This is a genomic window from Plantactinospora sp. B5E13 (assembly GCF_039871775.1).
Classification (GTDB): Bacteria; Actinomycetota; Actinomycetes; order Mycobacteriales; family Micromonosporaceae; genus Plantactinospora.
Map to the genome: position 1 here is coordinate 225,991 of NZ_JBDPLT010000004.1, position 16,135 is coordinate 242,125.

A 16,135-nucleotide genomic window follows, 5' to 3' on the forward strand; every position below is an offset into this window, starting at 1 on the left:
AACAGTACGGCATCGACCGCCCCGTGATCTCCACCTTTTCGGTGGCCCCGGGTACGCCGCGACCGGGCGTGGAAACACCGGTGGCCGGGGCCCGTACGGGTCCCGGCCACCGGTGTCGACATCGATCAGGCGCGCGGCTTCTCGCGCATCTCGAACGTCTCGATGATGTCACCGACCTGGACGTTGTTGAAGTTGCTCAACGTCAGACCGCACTCGAAGCCCTCGCGGACCTCGGTGGCGTCGTCCTTGAACCGCTTGAGCGAGCTGATCGTGACGTTGTCGGCCACGACCGCCCCGTCGCGCAGCAGCCGCGCCTTGGCGTTGCGGCGGATGACACCCGACCGGACGATACAACCGGCGATATTGCCGATCTTGGACGAGCGGAACACGTCGCGGATCTCCGCGGTGCCCAGCTCGACCTCCTCGAACTCCGGCTTGAGCAGACCCTTGAGGGCCGCGTCGATCTCCTCCAGGGCCTGGTAGATGACCGTGTAGTACCGGATCTCCACACCCTCGCGGTCGGCGATCTCCCGGACCTTGTTGGAGGCCCGGACGTTGAACCCGATGATGGTCACCGCCTCGGACGAGGCACTGGCCAGCATCACGTCGCTCTCGGTGATCGCACCGACACCCCGGTGGATGATCCGCAGCTGGACCTCCTCCGGAATGTCGAGCTTGAACAGCGCGTCCTCCAGGGCCTCCACCGAACCGGAGCCGTCGCCCTTGAGCACCAGGTTGAGCGAGGTCTTCTCGCCCTCCTTGAGCTGCTCCATGATCGTCTCGAGGCTGGGCCGCCGGTGGGAGTTGGCGAACGCCGCCGCCCTCCGTCGGGCCTGCCGCTGCTCGGCGATCTGCCGGACCGTGCGGTCGTCCTCGGCGGCCAGGAAGGTGTCACCCGCTCCCGGTACCGCGGTCAGACCGAGCACCATGACCGGACGTGCCGGACCGGCCTCGGGGACCGGCTTGCCGTTCTCGTCCAGCATGGCCCGGACCCGGCCGTGCGCCCCACCGGCGACGATCGAGTCGCCGGCCCGCAGGGTGCCCTTCTGCACCAGCACCGTGGCCACCGCGCCGCGCCCCTTGTCGAGGTGCGCCTCGATCGCCACGCCCTGGGCCGGCCCGTCGATCGGAGCGGTCAGCTCCAGCGACGCGTCGGCGGTGAGCAGGACGGCCTCGAGCAGGTCCTCGATGCCGATGCCGGGCTTGGCCGCCACGTTGACGAACATGGTGTCGCCGCCGTACTCCTCGGCGACCAGACCGTATTCGGTCAACTGCTGGCGGACCTTGTCCGGGTTGGCGTCGGGCTTGTCGACCTTGTTGACCGCCACCACGATCGGTACGTCGGCCGCCTTGGCGTGGTTGAGCGCCTCGATCGTCTGCGGCATGACGCCGTCGTCGGCGGCAACCACCAGGATGACGATGTCGGTCACCTGGGCACCACGGGCACGCATGGCGGTGAACGCCTCGTGACCCGGGGTGTCGATGAAGGTGATCGCCCGTTCCTCGCCCTCGTGCGGCACGTGCACCTGGTAGGCACCGATGTGCTGGGTGATGCCACCGGCCTCGCCCTCGACCACGTTCGCCTTGCGGATCGCGTCGAGCAGCTTGGTCTTACCGTGGTCGACGTGACCCATCACGGTCACCACCGGCGGACGGCTGACCAGCCGGTCCGAGGCGACCTCGGCGTCCAGGTCGATGTTGAACTGGGCCAGCAGCTCACGGTCCTCGTCCTCGGGGCTGACGATCTGGATGTCGAAGCCGAGGTGCTCGCCGAGAATCTGCAGGGTGTCGTCCGAGCACGACTGGGTCGCGGTGACCATCTCGCCCAGGTTGAACATCTCCTGGACCAGCGAACCGGGGTTCGCGTTGATCTTGTCTGCGACATCGGACAACGACGCACCACGCGGCAGCCGGATGACCTGGCCCTGGCCGCGCGGAGCGCCCGAGCTCATGGTCGGCGCCGACAGGTTGTCGAATTCCTGTCTGCGCTGCTTCTTGGACTTCCGACCCCGGGTCGGCCGGCCACCCGGACGCCCGAAGGCACCCGCGGCACCGCCGCCACGACCACGGCCGCCGCCACCGGGACGTCCTCCGCCACCGGCCGGTGCGCCACCGCCACCGGGACCACCCCGGAAACCACCGCCGGCACCGCCGGCGCCCCCACCGGGACCGCCACGGAAGCCGCCACCGGCACCGCCGCCGCCACCGGGACCGCCACGGAAGCCACCGCCACCGCCGCCGCCACCGGGACCGCCACGGAAGCCACCGCCACCGCCACCGGGACGACCGGCACCGCCACCGGGACCACCGGGACGGCCGGGGCCGCCACCGGGGCGACCCGGACGCTGCGTCGGCATCGACGCCGGGCTGGGCCGCGGCGGCATCGACGCCGGGCTGGGCCGCGGCGGCATGTTCGCCGGGTTGGGCCGGGGACCGCCGGAGGCGGCCGGACGCTGCCCACCCGGCGTGATGCCGAACGGGTTGTTGCCGCCGCTACGGGCCGGCGGGCGGGCACCGGGCCGGCCGGGGCCGGGGGTCGGCGCGCCGGGTGCCGTCGGACGCCCCGCGGCCGGGGAACCCGGCCGGGGCGGCATGGCGCCCGGTCCCGGCTTCGGCCGGGCCGTGCCGGTGCCACCGTCGGCCGGACGCTCCGGCCGGGCGGTGTCACCACGCTGCTGCTGTTGCTGCCGAGCCGCCTGGGCGGCCTTGACGGTCGCCTCCTGCTCGGCCTTCAGGGCGGCCGCACGCGCCTCGGCGGCGGCAACCTCGATGTCGTGCGCGCTCGCCGGCTTGGCTACCGGGGCTGCCGGCTGCGGCGGGCCCGGAACCGGACCCTTCGGCTTGGCCGCCGGCGGCACCATCCGACGCGGCGGCGCCGGCTTGGCGGAGATCCTGGGCTCGCCACCACCCGGCATCGAGGGCGCCTTCGGCGTCGGCGGGGCCGGCGTGGCCGTGGGGGCCGCCGACTCCTGGGACGCGACGAAGGCGCCGCGCAGCCGACGGGCCACCGGGGCCTCGACGGTGCTCGACGCGGACTTGACGAACTCGCCCATCTCCTTCAACTTGGCGAGAACGGTCTTGCTTTCGACCCCGAGCTCCTTAGCCAGCTCGTGTACGCGGGCCTTGCCTGCCACTGCACTCCTCACTCCGAGGTCGTGCGGGCAGCACCCGCAGCGACCTCACTCGTGCACTTGAAGCCTGGTCATTTCTGGGACTTCATCGTGTGCTCATGTCGGTCGTCCTACCTTGCTTGCGGTCCGTTGCGTCGGTCCCGCCCGGTCGGGTGACCGGTCGGGGTGTGTCGACGCCATGGAGATGCTCGGCCAACTCACTCGCGTCGGGTACGCCAGCGATACGCAGTGCCCGCCCGAAGGCGCGACGCCGCAGTGCCAGCGTCAGGCAAGCCGGGTCAGGATGCAGATGCGCTCCCCGTCCCGGTAGCCTACGGGCCGGATCGGGTCGGAGGCTGTGATCAGCCTCATCGCCGACCGCGACGATCCGCAGCAGCTGGCCGGCAGGCGCCCGTTGCCGGCAACCCACACAGGTGCGTTCCGGCCACGCGCGTCGTACCACTGAGAAAGTCTACCCCTACCCGGCCGAGATCGCTCCGTCCGCCTCTGCCCGGTGATCAGCACCGCCCTGCCGACCGGCCGGAGCCGGACTCGGCACCGGTTCGGTGTCGGGGCGGATGTCGATGCGCCAACCGGTGAGACGGGCAGCAAGTCGGGCATTCTGCCCTTCCCGCCCGATCGCCAGGGAAAGCTGGAAATCCGGCACGGTGACCCGGGCGGTCCGGGTCGCCGCGTCGACCACCTCGACCCGCAGCGCCCTGGCCGGGGAGAGCGCGTTGCCGACAAACGCCGCCGGGTCGTCCGACCAGTCGATGATATCGATCTTCTCGCCGTGCAGTTCGCTCATCACCGCGCGGACCCGCTGCCCCATCGGACCGATGCAGGCGCCCTTGGCGTTCACCCCGGGCACCGTCGACCGAACCGCGATCTTGGTCCGGTGACCGGCCTCCCGGGCGATCGCGGCGATCTCCACCGTGCCGTCGGCGATCTCCGGCACCTCGAGCGCGAAGAGCCGCTTCACCAGGTTCGGGTGGGAACGGGACAGGGTGATCTGCGGACCCCGGAAGGTCTTCACCACGTGCACCACCACGCACCGCAGCCGCTGGCCGTGCTCGTACAGCTCGCCGGGGACCTGCTCGGCCTGTGGCAGGACCGCCTCGACCTTGCCCAGGTCGACCGAGACGATGCCCTTCTCGGCCCGCGCCTCGTGCGCCTGCACGATGCCGGTGACCAGGTCACCGTCCCGGCCGGCGTACTCGCCGAAGTGCACCTCGTCGGTGGCCTCCCGGAGCCGCTGCAGGATCACCTGCTTGGCGGTCATCGCGGCGATCCGCCCGAAGTCGTGCGGAGTGTCGTCCACCTCCCGCAGCACGGTGCCCTCGTCGTCCAGCTCCTGGGCGTAGACGGAGGCCGCCCCGGTCCGGCGGTCGATCTCGACCCGGGCATGCGCCTGGGCCCCCTCGGTGTGCCGGTACGCGGTCAGCAACGCGGTCTCGATCGCCGCGAGGATCGTGTCGAACGGGATCTCCCGCTCGCGTTCCAGGGCGCGCAACGCCGCGAGGTCGATGTTCACCGCTCCTCGCCCTCCACATCTTCGTCGTCGCCGCCGTCGACGTCTTCGGCATCGACGCCGTCGTCATAGTCATCGTCGTCGCCCTCGTCGAACAGATCGTCGTCCGCGATCTCGTCGAGTCGGTTGAATTCCACCTGGACCCGGCCCGGGCCGAGGGCGGGGTACGCCCACTCGGCCTGGCCGTCGTCGGTCCGCAGCACCACCCGGTGCTCGTCCGCCTCGACCACCCGTCCGGTCAGCTGCCGGGCCCGCCGCTCGGTCCCCTCGGTCTCCGTACCGCCCTCTCCGGCGGCACCGGACGGGTTCACCGTCACCTTGACCAGGCGTCCGACATTGCGTCGCCAGTGCCGGGGCAGGGTCAGCGGCCGGTCGACGCCGGGTGAGCTGACCTCGAGCTGGTATTCGCCGGCGACCAGGTCGCCACCGCTCTCCTCCGCCTGGTCGAGCGCCTTGGACAGTGCCCGGGAGACATCCGCCACCGCGTCCAGGTCGATCCCGCCGTCGTGGTCGACGACCACCCGGACCACGAACCGTCGTCCGGCCCGGGACACCGAGAGGTCCTCCAGGTCGTAGCCGGCGGCGGAGACCACCGGTTCGATCACGGCACGGAGCCGGAGTCGGCGGGCGGACGCGTCGTCACGGGGGCGCCCAGGGGCGCGCTGGCCCGTCCTCGGCCGGCCTGCGACACGGCCACGCTGCGTCATCTCCGCCTCCTCTCCTCACCACCGGCCACGTTCCGGTAGCCATACCAGCGTGCCACCGGACGGAAGCGTCCGGCGGCTGCGCAGAGCGTAACGCGCTGGCCCGCCCGGGGCCCGGGCGGCGCACCGACGACGGGCCTGCGCCACCAGCCCGGGCGGGGCCGAGGGGCGATCCGGGCGCCCGGCACCGACCATGACGGTGCCGACCACACCGGCGGCACCGATGGTGTTGACTGGGCCGCGTGCGGAGCACAGACACGAACCAGGACACCGGCCTGCCCGGGCGGTCCCGACGCGAGCTGCTGCGGTCGGTCGCCCTGGTGGCGCTGGTCGGCGCCACCGGCGCGCTGACCGGCTGCGGGCTCTTCGAGGGTGAGCCCGAACCCCCGCCCGCACCCGACCCGCTCGAGCCGATGATGGCCGGAGCCCTGGACCTCGCCGCCCGCTACGAGGCGGCGATCGCCGCCTTCCCCGAGCTGGCCGACCGGCTGCGCCCGGTCGCCGAGGCGCACCGGGCGCACGCCACCGAACTGGCCCGGGTGATCGGCGCCACACCGCCGCCCGCGACCGCCGCCCCCTCACCGGCCTCGATCGGCGGCGGCACCAGCGACGCCGACGTGCTGCGGGAACTGCGCAAGGCCGAGCAGGAGGGCCGCGACGCGGCGAAGAAGGCCTGCACCGAGGCGCCGGCCGACCGGGCCGCGCTGGTCGGTTCGATCGCCGCCGCCCGGGCCACCCACCTGGAGGTGGTCCGGTGACCGGACGCACCGGCCGACCGGCGGGGAGGGCCTGATGTCGGAGGAGTTGGCGGCGGCGCTCGCCGCCGAACACGCGGCGGTATACGCGTACGGGCCGATCGGGGTACGCCTCAAGGGCAAGGCGGTCGACCAGGCCCGGGACGCCGAGGCGGCGCACCGGAGTCGACGCGACAGCCTGGTCCTGCTGCTCACCGCGAAGGGCGTGGACGTGCCACCGGCCGCCGCCGCGTACGCCCTGCCGTTCCCGGTCACCGACGAGGCGAGCGCGCTCCGGTTGGCGGTCGAGGTCGAGGAGCGGACCGCGGGGGTCTGGCGGGCCGCGCTGCCGGCCACCGAGGGACCGGAGCGGACCCGGGTCCTGGACGGGCTGACCGACGCGGCGGTCCGGGCCACCCGGTGGCGGCGGCGGGCCGGGATCACCCCGGCCACCGTGCCGTTCCCGGGGCGGGCCACCTGACCGTGGCGGGGTGACCCGGGCGGGACGCCGAGGTCACGGCCGGCCCCTCGGCCCGGTACCGGCTACCGAACGTGAGCCGGCACACTATGACGATGCCCGCCCTGGAAAGACCGGTGCCCGGGTTCGGCCGTCTCATCCGCCGGATCGGGCACAGCCGCTGGTTCGCGGCCTGTACCCCGCTGGTGGTCCCGGCCGACCGGCTCGTCGCCCGGCTGACCCGGGGGCGGGTGATCGCCCTCGGCATGGTGCCGTCGCTGCTGCTCACCACCACGGGACGGCGGTCCGGACAGCCACGCAGCACCCCCCTGCTCGCGGTACCCGACGGAGACGCGTACGTGGTCGTCGGCTCGAACTGGGGCCGCACCACGCACCCGGCGTGGACGGTGAACCTGCTCGCCGACCCGGCCGCGACGGTGACCGTGCGGGGCCGGGAGATCCCGGTCCACGGCCGGCTGGCCGAGGGCGCGGAACGGGACCGGCTGTGGCGGCTGCTGGTCGGCGAGTGGCCGGCGTACCAGACGTACGTGCACCGGGCCGGCGGACGTGACCTGCGGGTGTTCCGACTCGAACCGCGGCGGCCGACGGCGTCGGACTGACGGACTCCCGGTCCGGCAGCCGGTCCGGGCGGCTCAGACGGTGCCGACGCCGATCAGCCGTCCGACCAGGTACGTCGCCGCGGTGGCCGCGCCGCCGAGCAGCAACTGCCGTCCGCCGCTGATCCACCACCTCCGGTTGGTGAACCGGGCGACGACCGCACCGGCGACGAACAGGCCGAAGCCGCCCACGCCGAGCGCCAGCCACAGGCTGTCGAAGCCGAGCAGGTAGGTGATCAGCGGGATCACCGCGCCGACCGAGAAGCAGACGAAGGACGAGAACGCGGCGGTCCACGGGCTGGGCCGGTCGTCGGCGTCGACGCCGAGTTCCTCCCGTACGTGCACCCGCAACGCCTCCTCCGGGTTGCGGCGCAGCGCCTCCGCCACCTGCTCGGCGAGGTCACGGGGCAACCCACGGTCCACCCACACGTCGGCCAGTTCGCGGGCCTCCCCCGCGGGGTTCCGCTCCAGTTCCCGACGTTCCTTGTCGACCTCGGCCGCGACCTGCTCGTTCTGCGACCGGACACTGGTGTACTCGCCGAGGCCCATCGAGATCGCGCCGGCGACCAGGCCGGCGAAGCCGGTCAGCACGATGTTGCGGGGCGCCACCCCACCGCCACCCACCCCGGCGATCAGCGCGATGTTGGTGACGAGTCCGTCCATGGCGCCGAAGACGGCGGGGCGCAGCCAGCCGCCGGAGACGTCGGCGTGGTGGTGTTCGCTGACCGGGGTCGTGGCGTCGGTCACGGCAGCGTGAGGATCTCGTGCCCGTCCTCGGTCACCACGATGGTGTGCTCGAACTGGGCGGTCCAGCGCCGGTCCTTCGTCACCACGGTCCAGCCGTCGGCCCAGACGTCGTACTCGTGGGTGCCGAGGGTGATCATCGGCTCGATGGTGAAGGTCATCCCCGGTTCCATCACGTCGGTCGGGCGAGGGCTGTCGTAGTGCGGGATGTAGAGGCCGCTGTGGAAGGTCTCCCCGATGCCGTGCCCGGTGAAGTCGCGGACCACCCCGTAGCCGAACCGCTTGGCGTACGACTCGATGACCCGGCCGATCACGTTGATCTGGCGTCCCGGGGCGACCGCCCGGATGCCGCGCATCATCGCCTCGTGGGTCCGCTCCACCAGCAGTCGGGCCTCGTCGGAGACCTCGCCGACGCAGAACGTGGCGTCGGTGTCCCCGTGCACCCCGTCGAGGTACGCGGTGACGTCGACGTTGATGATGTCGCCGTCCATCAGCACCGTGGAGTCGGGGATGCCGTGGCAGATCACCTCGTTGAGGCTGGTGCAGCAGGACTTGGGGAAGCCCTTGTAGCCGAGCGTGGACGGGTAGGCGCCGTGGTCGACCAGGAACTCGTGCACCACCTTGTCGATCTCGTCGGTGGTGACACCCGGCTTGCAGTACTCCCCGGCGAGCTGGGTGGCCTGGGCGGCGAGCCGGCCGGCGACCCGCATCTTCTCGATCGTCTCGGCGGACTGCACGTGTGAGCCGCGGTGCTCCTTCGGCCGCTTCTTGCCGACGTACTCGGGGCGGACGATGTGCGGCGGCACCTGGCGCCACGGAGACTGGGTGCCGGGGGTCAGCGGCGCGCGGACGGTCATGACCTCCAGCCTATCGCCGCTGACCGGCCCGGTACGCCGGTGGTGACGCCGGGGCCGCTGCGCCGGCCGGTCACTCCGGGGGCGGGTACGCCTCACTGCGGGACGGGGTACGCCCCGCCGGCCCCGCCGTCGACCGCGAACCGGGCGGCGGTGACGAACGAAGCGTCGTCACTGGCCAGGAAGGCGATCGCGGCGGCGATCTCGGCCGGTTCGCCGAGCCGCCCCATCGGCACGCCGGACAGGTCCCGAACCACCTGCGCCGGGTCGGCCGCGAACAGCTCCGACAGCGCCGGGGTGGCGACCGGACCCGGGCAGACCGCGTTGACCCGGATCCCCTGCCGGGCGAGCTCGACGCCGAGTTCCCGGGTCAACGCCAGCACCCCGCCCTTTCGCCCACCGTGGTCGGGGCGGCTGCCGGTCGGCGTCGGGGTCGGGACGGTGTTGACGATCGACCCACGGCCCTGTCGGCGCATGTGCGGGATGACGTACCGGCAGCAGAGCTGGACGCCGGTGGTGTTGACCTCGTCGTCCGGCGCCGAGACGCCGGCGGTGTTGACGGCGATGTCGATCCGCCCGTGCCGGGCCGCGACCCCGTCGAGGAGTTCGCGTACGGCGGTCTCGTCGGTGACGTCGCACTCGACGAAGTCCCCGTCCACCTCCCAGGCGGCGGCCCGCCCCTCCTCGGCCGCGATGTCGACACAGACCACCCGGGCTCCCTCGACGGCGAGTCGACGTACCGTCGCAAGCCCGATGCCGCTGCCGGCGCCGGTCACCACCGCCACCCGGCCGGCCAGTCGCGCACCCATCGCCACCGCAGCCACCCCTCTCGATCTCCCACGTCCTGCCGGCATCCTCCCCGACGTACCGGGGCGTGGTCGAGACGTGTCGTCGCGCCGGGTGCTGGACCGCGTTCGCCGACGGCGACCGGCGCCAGGCAGCCGCCGGTGGACGCACCGGAGTGAGCTGGATCACGAAAACCCGACCGGCAACAATCCGGCAATTGAAGGAGTCTTCAATTGCTCACATGCAGGTTCCGCTCTACCAGGCCAAGGCCGAGTTCTTCCGGATGCTCGGGCATCCGGTCCGGATCCGGGTACTCGAACTGCTCGGCGAGGGCCCGAGACCGGTACGGGACCTGCTCACCGAGACCGGGGTGGAGGCGTCGAACCTCTCCCAGCAGCTCGCGGTACTGCGTCGGGCCGGGATCGTGGTCTCCACCCGGGACGGTGCCAACGTCGTCTACGCGCTGGCCGGACCGGACGTGGCGGACCTGATGCGGGCGGCCCGACGCATCCTCACCGAGATGCTGCAGGGCCAGGCCCAACTGCTCGCCTCGCTGACCGTCGAGCCGATGCCGGGTCCGACCGTCGAGCCGACAGCAGGCCTGACGGTCGACGCGGCGCCAGGACCGTCCGCCGCGTGAGCCGCCTCGACCTGCTGCCCGGCCGGGCCGACCTGGCCGCCGTACGGCGTAATCCCCGCGCCGACCTGCTCGCCGGCCTCACCGTCGCGGTGGTGGCCCTGCCGTTGGCCCTCGGTTTCGGCGTCGCCTCCGGACTCGGCGCCGCCGCCGGGCTGGTCACCGCGGTCGTGGCCGGCGCGCTCGCCGCCGTCTTCGGCGGCTCCAACCTGCAGGTCTCCGGCCCCACCGGGGCGATGACCGTCGTCCTGGTACCGATCGTGGCCCAGTACGGGCCCGGCGGGGTGCTCACCGTCGGCCTGCTCGCCGGACTGATCCTGGTCGGTCTCGCGATCGCCCGGGCCGGCAGGTACGCCGAACTCGTACCGGCGCCGGTGGTCGAGGGCTTCACCGCCGGCATCGCCGTCATCATCTTTCTCCAGCAGGTGCCGGCGGCGCTGGGCGTCACGGGACACGGCGAGAAGGTGCTCCCGGTCGCCTGGCGGGCCGTACGCGGATTTGTCGCCGCCCCCGACTGGCCGGCCCTCGGTCTCTCCCTCGGCGTCGCCGCGGCGGTCCTCGTCCTGCTGGCCTGGCGCCCCCGGCTGCCCGCGTCACTGCTCGCGGTCGGCGCGGCGACCGTCGGCGCGCACCTGGCGGGCCTCGACGTGGCCCGGATCGGCGCACTGCCGGCGACCCTGCCGGAACCGTCGTTGGCCTTCCTCCAATGGGACGCGCTCGGCACGCTGCTCCCCCCGGCGATCGCCGTCGCCGCGCTGGCCGCGCTGGAGTCCCTGCTCTCCGCCACCGTCGCCGACGCGATGCGCCGAGGTGAGCGCCACCACCCGGACCGGGAACTCTTCGGGCAGGGCATCGCCAACATCGTGACCCCGCTCTTCGGCGGGGTGCCGGCCACCGCCGCGATCGCCCGGACCGCGGTGAACGTCCGGTCCGGAGCGGTCTCCCGGCTCGCCGCGCTGATCCACGCGGTGATCCTCGCGGTGCTCATGCTCGCCGCCGCTCCCCTGGTCGCCGGCATCCCGCTCGCCGCGCTCGCCGGAGTGCTGCTGGCGACCGCGCTGCGGATGGTGCAACTCGGTGTGCTGCGGGCGATCACCCGGGCCAGCCGGTCCGACGCGCTGGTCCTGGTCGTCACCGCCGGGGCGACCGTCCTGCTGGACCTGGTGGCGGCGGTACTGATCGGCCTGGTCGTCGCCGGCGCGCTGGCGCTGCGCAAGGTCGCCAACTCGCTGCGGGTCGACGAGATCCCGCACGACGAGCCGACGCCGAGGCTGACCGTGTACCGGCCGAGCGGTCCGCTCCTCTTCGCCGCCGCACACCAGCTCCGCCGGGCGCTGTCCATCGTGGACCGCGTCGACGTCGTCCTGCTCCGCCTCTCCGGGGTCACCGCGATCGACGCCTCCGGCGCGCTCGCGCTCCGGGAGGCGATCGAGGAACTGCACGACCGGAACATCACCGTGCACCTCGCCGGCGTCCGCCCCGAACACCGGCGGGCGCTGACCGCGGTGGGCGTACTGGACCTGGTGGCCGACCGGGTGCACGTCGACGCCCCGGCCGCCATCGCCGCCCTCCGTACCGGCTAGGACGCGGCTGGCCAGGACTAATTGTCTTGCCTCACCGGCGCGCACGGCGCATGCTCGTAGGCGTGACAGGGCGGACGTTCCACACCGCGCGCCGTGGCCGACGACGGCGCGCAGGGTCCGACGCCTGACCGGATCTCTCCGCGCCGACGGGCGCGGTACGGGGCCGGCGAGCGCCGGACCCGGGGCCCGGAAGCGGGCCCGAGCCGGGTCCTCGGACGACCCGGCGGTCGCGGCGGCGCGGGGCGCGGTCACCTCTCTCACCCCCGGTACGGGTTCCCCGTGCCAGCGCCCGCCCCGCGCCGCCGCACACCCGCACCCTGGCCCGCCTCCGGTCAGAGTTCGACGACCAGGCCCGCCTCGGCGACCGCGACCGGTCCGGCGAACCCCGCCCGCGCCGCCGTGACGAAGGCGGCCGGTTCGACCCGTGGCCAGAGGTGGGTCAGCAGGACCCGGTGCGCCGACGTCTCGGCGAGCAGCCGGGGCAGCACGGCGTAACCGGGGTCGACCAGCAGCTGGAAGCCGTCCCGTTCCACCAGGTACCCGCTGCACCCGACGTCGGCGGTCGGATACGCGGCGTGGCCACCGAAGACCGTGATCCGCACCTCGTCACCCAAGGCCATCAGGTCCACGCGACCGGGGTATACCGACCAATGTCGACCTACCGGACATCGCACCTGTGCCGATACCGTGGCTATCGGCGGGACGGAGGAGGAGCGGTGGGAACCTCGAAAATCATGGTCGATCCGGCGATCGTCGCGGCACTCGGCCCTGACGAACTCGCGACACTGAAGGCCAACCTCTGGCCGCTCGACTGTCAGACCTGTGGAAGACGGTTCCGACGATGGGACACGCCCGCACTGGTCGTACAGGCCGAGGGTGACCTGGCGGACGCGTCGCTGCACCACCGGCGCTGCCACGCCTCCGGCTGGTTCGACCGTCCGATCGTGCCGCTGACCGAGCGCCCGCATCTCACCTGGCGGGCGGGCACCTGCGTCCTGCCCAGCAGCGGGTTGCCGATGTTCCTGGTCAATCCGTCGTACGAGGCGGCGCGGCTGCGCCAGATGGCTGACGGCTGGCGGCTGTGGACCCTGGAGCACTTCGTCGACCTGGGGTTCTCCCTGGAGACGGCGCCCGAGCCCGCCGATCCGATCCCGACCCTCGTCGCAGAACTCGACCGGGACCGGATCTCCGTCGAGGTCCGGACCGACGGGGTCGTCGGGCATGCCTGGCGTGAGCTGCCCATCTCCCCCGCGACGTTCCACCGGATCTCGGCCTCCTACCAGGTCATGGTCGGGGTGACCACCTTCGAGGACGTCCACCGCCCACTCACCGAGGAGCAGATCACGGGGCTGCTGCGGCACCGCCGGATGGCTCTCGCCTCGGCCCGGATCAGCTCCTTCGCCGGCCCAGCGCAGCCACTGCGGGCCAGCGACTTCGACCGGGACATCCGCGCCGAGACCATCGCACTGACCTTCGAACTGGTCCGGCGCCTCCTGGGGATCACGGCCACCGACGCCCACCTCGACGTCTCGATCAGGCTCCTGAACGGCGAGGACAGACCGGTCCTGGCGCTGGACGGCCCTGACCGGGTCCTGGCGGTGCTCCCGGTCGTCCTGCTCTACGCGGCCCGGACGCACGACAGCTCGGGGCGGCCGGCCCCGCAGCGCGGGGTGCACGTGATGACGCCGGACACCCGGAGCGCCGACGAGTACCAAGACATGATCACGCCGATCGCCGAGGGGTTCGACCGTACGGTCGGACGCCTGGGCGCCGCGCCGTCGTCGCCGGAGGGCGCCGAGGCGTACCTGGCCGACATCGTCGTCGGTACGAGTGAACAGTTCAGCGCCGCCCACCGCTACTACCGGGACGCCGGCGCCGGGTGGAGCGGGCACGCCAGCCGGGGTGAGGTGGCCGTCATCACCGGCGACGACCCCCTGCGGGTGATGAGCGCCGACTTCGTCCGGCACTACCCGAGGGTGACCGCCGGCTGATCCGGCTGCGCTGTACGGGGCCGACCGACCGGCGGGCGGCTCAGGTGACGACCAGGCCGACCAGCCAGATGCCGGTGACGATCAGCGCCGCCGCCAACTCGACGAGCAGGGCGAGCCCGACCGCCTGCAGGGCCTGCTTGGTGGAGGGCCAGGCCAGTCGCGGCTCCCGGAGCCGGGCCAGCTCGGCGAGCCAGAGCCCGAGCACAAAACCGAGGATCAACCCGATCACCGGTACGACAAAAAAGCCGACGATGCCGAGCACGCCACCGGCGAGCAGGGAGAGGTTCGACACCCCGCCCCGCCTCAGGTTGCGCCCCGGCCAGAGGTACTTCACCAGGCTGCCGAGCAGGGTGACCAGGGTCGCCAACCCCAGTACGATCCACGGTCCGACACCCGCGCCGTCGCCGAAGATCGACCACACCAGTACGCCGAGCCAGCACAGGATCAACCCGGGCACGATCGGCACGATCACCCCGACGACACCGACCACGATGGTCACGCCGCAGAGGATTGTCACGAGTCCTTCGGTGTCCGTCATGTCCACAGCGTCAAGCCTGCCCTACCGGGGCACGTCCGCACGCCGCCGGGCGGCCTGTTCGGCGAGCCGGGCGGTGACGGTCTGCTCCGGGCCCGGTGCGCCGAAGTAACGGCCCTGGGCGGCGTCGCAGCCCAGCGCGGTCAGCTGGTCGGCCTGCCCGGCTGTCTCCACCGCCTCGGCGGTCACCGACAGACCCAACGCGTGCGCGAGCCGGACCAGCGCGTCGACGATCCGGCCGTCGACCAGACCCTGCCGGTCGCTGGTCCGGATCCCGTCGACGAACGGGCCGGCGAGTTTCAGCCCGTGGATCGGCAGCCGGCGCAGGTACGCCAGATTGGAGTAACCGGTGCCGAAGTCGTCGATCGCCAGTCGTACGCCGAGCGCGGCCAGCCGGCGCAGCGCGGGCAGCGGCTCCCCGGCGGTGGCCATCAGCGCGCTCTCGGTCAGTTCGAGTTGCAGCAGTTCGGCCGGCAGACCGGTCTGCCGCAGCACCTCGGACACGGTCCCGACGATGTCGGGGTCGCGGGCCTGTCGGGCGGCCAGGTTGACGCTGATCACCAACCGGGCGTCGGGGAAGTCGCGGAGCCAGCGGGCGGCGGCCTCGCAGGCCCGCAGCAGCACGAAACGGCCGAGCGGAACGATCAGCCCGGTCTGCTCGGCGAGGCCGATGAACTCGTCCGGGCCGACCAGACCCCGTTCCGGGTGCCGCCACCGGACCAGCGCCTCGGCCGCCCGGATCGAACCGTCGGCGAGGTGCACGATCGGTTGGTAGTCCACGATGAACTCACCACGCTCGAGCCCGGCCGACATGCCGGCGACCAACTCCTCGTCGGCCTGTTCCCGGGCCCGCCGCTGCGGGTCGTAGCTGGCCACCCGACCGCGCCCGTCCGCCTTGGCCCAGTAGAGGGTGACGTCGGCGGCCTTCATCAGGTCCGCGACGCTGGTCTCACCGACCGGCCGCGAGACGACGCCGATGCTCGCCGAGACCGAGAACCGCCGTTCGCCGATCCGGACCGGCTCGGCGATCGCGGCCAGCGCCGCCTCGGCCACCTGCCGGACCTCCCGACATCCGGCGTCCCGGTCGAGCAGGATCACGAACTCGTCGCCGCCCATCCGGGCGACCAGGTGCCCCTGCCCGGCGACGTGGTCGGCGAGCCGGCCGGCGACCGTCACCAGCAACTGGTCGCCGAGGTCGTGCCCGAGGCTGTCGTTGATCGCCTTGAAGCCGTCGAGGTCGAGGAAGCAGACGCCGACCCGGTCGGTCGGCCGGGCGGTGGCGAAGACCCCGCCGAGCCGGTCGAGGAACAGGGTCCGGTTCGCCAGCCCGGTCAGCGGGTCGTGCGACGCCTGGTGCGCGAGCCGCTGCTGCAGTTCGTGACGTTCGGTGATGTCGTGCACCATGGCGACGGTGAACCGGGGACGGCCGTCGTCGTGCCGGATCAGCGAGACCGCGAGATCGGTCCAGACCGCGCTGCCGTCCCTGCGCCGGTAGCGCTTCTCCAGTCGTACGCTGTCCCGCCGGCCCTCGATCAGCTCCTGGTACAGGTCCCGCGTCCCGGCCGCGTCGTCCGGGTGGAACAACGCGGCGACGTTCAGCTCACGCAACTCGGTGACCGGATAGCCGAGCAGGTCGGCGAAGGCCGGGTTGACGTCGAGGATCTGCCCGTCGAGGTCGGCGATGCCGATCCCGGTCGCCGCACCGGTGAAGATCGCCCGGAACCGCGCCTCGCTGTCCCGCAGCGCCTGTTCGACCTGGTTCCGGGCGGCCCCACCGAACCGGCAGGACGCCTCGGTGCAGGCCTCCGGCGGGTGCTCCGCGTCCACGCCGGTGCGCGGCGGGGTGGAGGCG

The 16,135-nt window shown here is 72.8% G+C and carries 14 protein-coding genes and 2 pseudogenes; 6 read left to right on the forward strand and 10 right to left on the reverse strand.

What is annotated here, in order from left to right:
* Positions 1 to 125: 125 nt before the first annotated feature.
* The 4 genes and pseudogenes from infB to rimP all read right to left on the reverse strand — a co-directional run bounded on the left by infB (position 126) and on the right by rimP (position 5,348).
* The gene (gene infB / locus ABGB05_RS06220) at positions 126 to 3,134 is read right to left on the reverse strand and encodes a translation initiation factor IF-2 (protein ID WP_347652193.1); all 3,009 of its coding nucleotides are present in this window, start codon (positions 3,132 to 3,134) and stop codon (positions 126 to 128) included.
* A 93-nt stretch (positions 3,135 to 3,227) separates the two neighbouring features.
* A pseudogene (locus ABGB05_RS06225) lies at positions 3,228 to 3,573 on the reverse strand (YlxR family protein).
* A 15-nt stretch (positions 3,574 to 3,588) separates the two neighbouring features.
* Positions 3,589 to 4,644, reverse strand: coding sequence for a transcription termination factor NusA (gene nusA / locus ABGB05_RS06230; protein WP_347652194.1), 1,056 nt, complete (start codon positions 4,642 to 4,644; stop codon positions 3,589 to 3,591).
* A complete protein-coding gene (gene rimP, locus ABGB05_RS06235) occupies positions 4,641 to 5,348 on the reverse strand; it encodes a ribosome maturation factor RimP (protein WP_347652195.1) in 708 nt (235 codons plus the stop codon). Before rimP ends, nusA begins: the two co-directional genes overlap by 4 nt.
* Before the next feature lie 239 nt (positions 5,349 to 5,587).
* On the opposite strand from rimP, the gene ABGB05_RS06240 reads away from it, so the two are divergent.
* The 3 genes from ABGB05_RS06240 to ABGB05_RS06250 all read left to right on the forward strand — a co-directional run bounded on the left by ABGB05_RS06240 (position 5,588) and on the right by ABGB05_RS06250 (position 7,156).
* Positions 5,588 to 6,103, forward strand: a complete 516-nt coding sequence (locus ABGB05_RS06240) for a hypothetical protein (RefSeq protein ID WP_347652196.1) — start codon at positions 5,588 to 5,590, stop codon at positions 6,101 to 6,103.
* Positions 6,104 to 6,137: 34 nt separating this feature from the next.
* Entirely contained in the window at positions 6,138 to 6,560 is a 423-nt protein-coding gene (locus ABGB05_RS06245) for a ferritin-like domain-containing protein (RefSeq protein ID WP_347652197.1), read from the forward strand.
* A gap of 113 nt (positions 6,561 to 6,673) precedes the next feature.
* Positions 6,674 to 7,156 (forward strand): nitroreductase/quinone reductase family protein, encoded by a 483-nt coding sequence (locus tag ABGB05_RS06250; protein WP_347652251.1) that lies wholly within the window; start codon positions 6,674 to 6,676, stop codon positions 7,154 to 7,156.
* A 33-nt stretch (positions 7,157 to 7,189) separates the two neighbouring features.
* Here the strand turns inward: ABGB05_RS06250 and ABGB05_RS06255 are convergent, their stop codons facing one another.
* The 3 genes from ABGB05_RS06255 to ABGB05_RS06265 all read right to left on the reverse strand — a co-directional run bounded on the left by ABGB05_RS06255 (position 7,190) and on the right by ABGB05_RS06265 (position 9,560).
* The gene (locus tag ABGB05_RS06255) at positions 7,190 to 7,900 is read right to left on the reverse strand and encodes a VIT1/CCC1 transporter family protein (protein WP_347652198.1); all 711 of its coding nucleotides are present in this window, start codon (positions 7,898 to 7,900) and stop codon (positions 7,190 to 7,192) included.
* Entirely contained in the window at positions 7,897 to 8,754 is an 858-nt protein-coding gene (gene map, locus ABGB05_RS06260; protein ID WP_347652199.1) for a type I methionyl aminopeptidase, read from the reverse strand. The genes ABGB05_RS06255 and map overlap by 4 nt, the downstream gene beginning before the upstream one ends.
* Before the next feature lie 92 nt (positions 8,755 to 8,846).
* The gene (locus ABGB05_RS06265) at positions 8,847 to 9,560 is read right to left on the reverse strand and encodes an SDR family oxidoreductase (RefSeq protein WP_347652252.1); all 714 of its coding nucleotides are present in this window, start codon (positions 9,558 to 9,560) and stop codon (positions 8,847 to 8,849) included.
* A 218-nt stretch (positions 9,561 to 9,778) separates the two neighbouring features.
* Between ABGB05_RS06265 and ABGB05_RS06270 the strand changes: the two genes are divergently transcribed.
* Together ABGB05_RS06270 and ABGB05_RS06275 are read left to right on the forward strand one after the other, a co-directional pair.
* Entirely contained in the window at positions 9,779 to 10,177 is a 399-nt protein-coding gene (locus ABGB05_RS06270) for a metalloregulator ArsR/SmtB family transcription factor (RefSeq protein WP_347652200.1), read from the forward strand.
* Positions 10,174 to 11,757, forward strand: a complete 1,584-nt coding sequence (locus ABGB05_RS06275) for a SulP family inorganic anion transporter (protein ID WP_347652201.1) — start codon at positions 10,174 to 10,176, stop codon at positions 11,755 to 11,757. The genes ABGB05_RS06270 and ABGB05_RS06275 overlap by 4 nt, the downstream gene beginning before the upstream one ends.
* Positions 11,758 to 12,089: 332 nt before the next feature.
* Here the strand turns inward: ABGB05_RS06275 and ABGB05_RS06280 are convergent, their stop codons facing one another.
* Positions 12,090 to 12,386 carry a hypothetical protein gene (locus tag ABGB05_RS06280; protein ID WP_347652202.1) on the reverse strand — a complete coding sequence of 99 codons (297 nt, stop codon included), beginning with the start codon at positions 12,384 to 12,386 and terminating at the stop codon, positions 12,090 to 12,092.
* 87 nt (positions 12,387 to 12,473) lie between these two features.
* On the opposite strand from ABGB05_RS06280, the gene ABGB05_RS06285 reads away from it, so the two are divergent.
* Complete coding sequence (locus ABGB05_RS06285; RefSeq protein WP_347652203.1) at positions 12,474 to 13,748, forward strand: hypothetical protein; 1,275 nt, start codon at positions 12,474 to 12,476, stop codon at positions 13,746 to 13,748.
* A 40-nt stretch (positions 13,749 to 13,788) separates the two neighbouring features.
* Here the strand turns inward: ABGB05_RS06285 and ABGB05_RS06290 are convergent, their stop codons facing one another.
* Together ABGB05_RS06290 and ABGB05_RS06295 are read right to left on the reverse strand one after the other, a co-directional pair.
* Positions 13,789 to 14,286 carry a DUF456 domain-containing protein gene (locus ABGB05_RS06290; protein ID WP_347652204.1) on the reverse strand — a complete coding sequence of 166 codons (498 nt, stop codon included), beginning with the start codon at positions 14,284 to 14,286 and terminating at the stop codon, positions 13,789 to 13,791.
* Between the two features lie 21 nt (positions 14,287 to 14,307).
* Positions 14,308 to 16,050, reverse strand: a pseudogene (locus ABGB05_RS06295) (EAL domain-containing protein); the annotation flags it as partial.
* Positions 16,051 to 16,135: the final 85 nt, after the last annotated feature.

Bases quoted from the DNA above. Each gene is read 5' to 3' on its own strand.
- rimP (WP_347652195.1), bottom strand. From the start codon at position 5,348: ATGACGCAGCGTGGCCGTGTCGCAGGCCGGCCGAGGACGGGCCAGCGC.
- ABGB05_RS06245 (WP_347652197.1), top strand. From the start codon at position 6,138: ATGTCGGAGGAGTTGGCGGCGGCGCTCGCCGCCGAACACGCGGCGGTA.
- map (WP_347652199.1), bottom strand. From the start codon at position 8,754: ATGACCGTCCGCGCGCCGCTGACCCCCGGCACCCAGTCTCCGTGGCGC.
- ABGB05_RS06265 (WP_347652252.1), bottom strand. From the start codon at position 9,560: ATGGGTGCGCGACTGGCCGGCCGGGTGGCGGTGGTGACCGGCGCCGGC.
- ABGB05_RS06270 (WP_347652200.1), top strand. From the start codon at position 9,779: ATGCAGGTTCCGCTCTACCAGGCCAAGGCCGAGTTCTTCCGGATGCTC.
- ABGB05_RS06290 (WP_347652204.1), bottom strand. From the start codon at position 14,286: ATGACGGACACCGAAGGACTCGTGACAATCCTCTGCGGCGTGACCATC.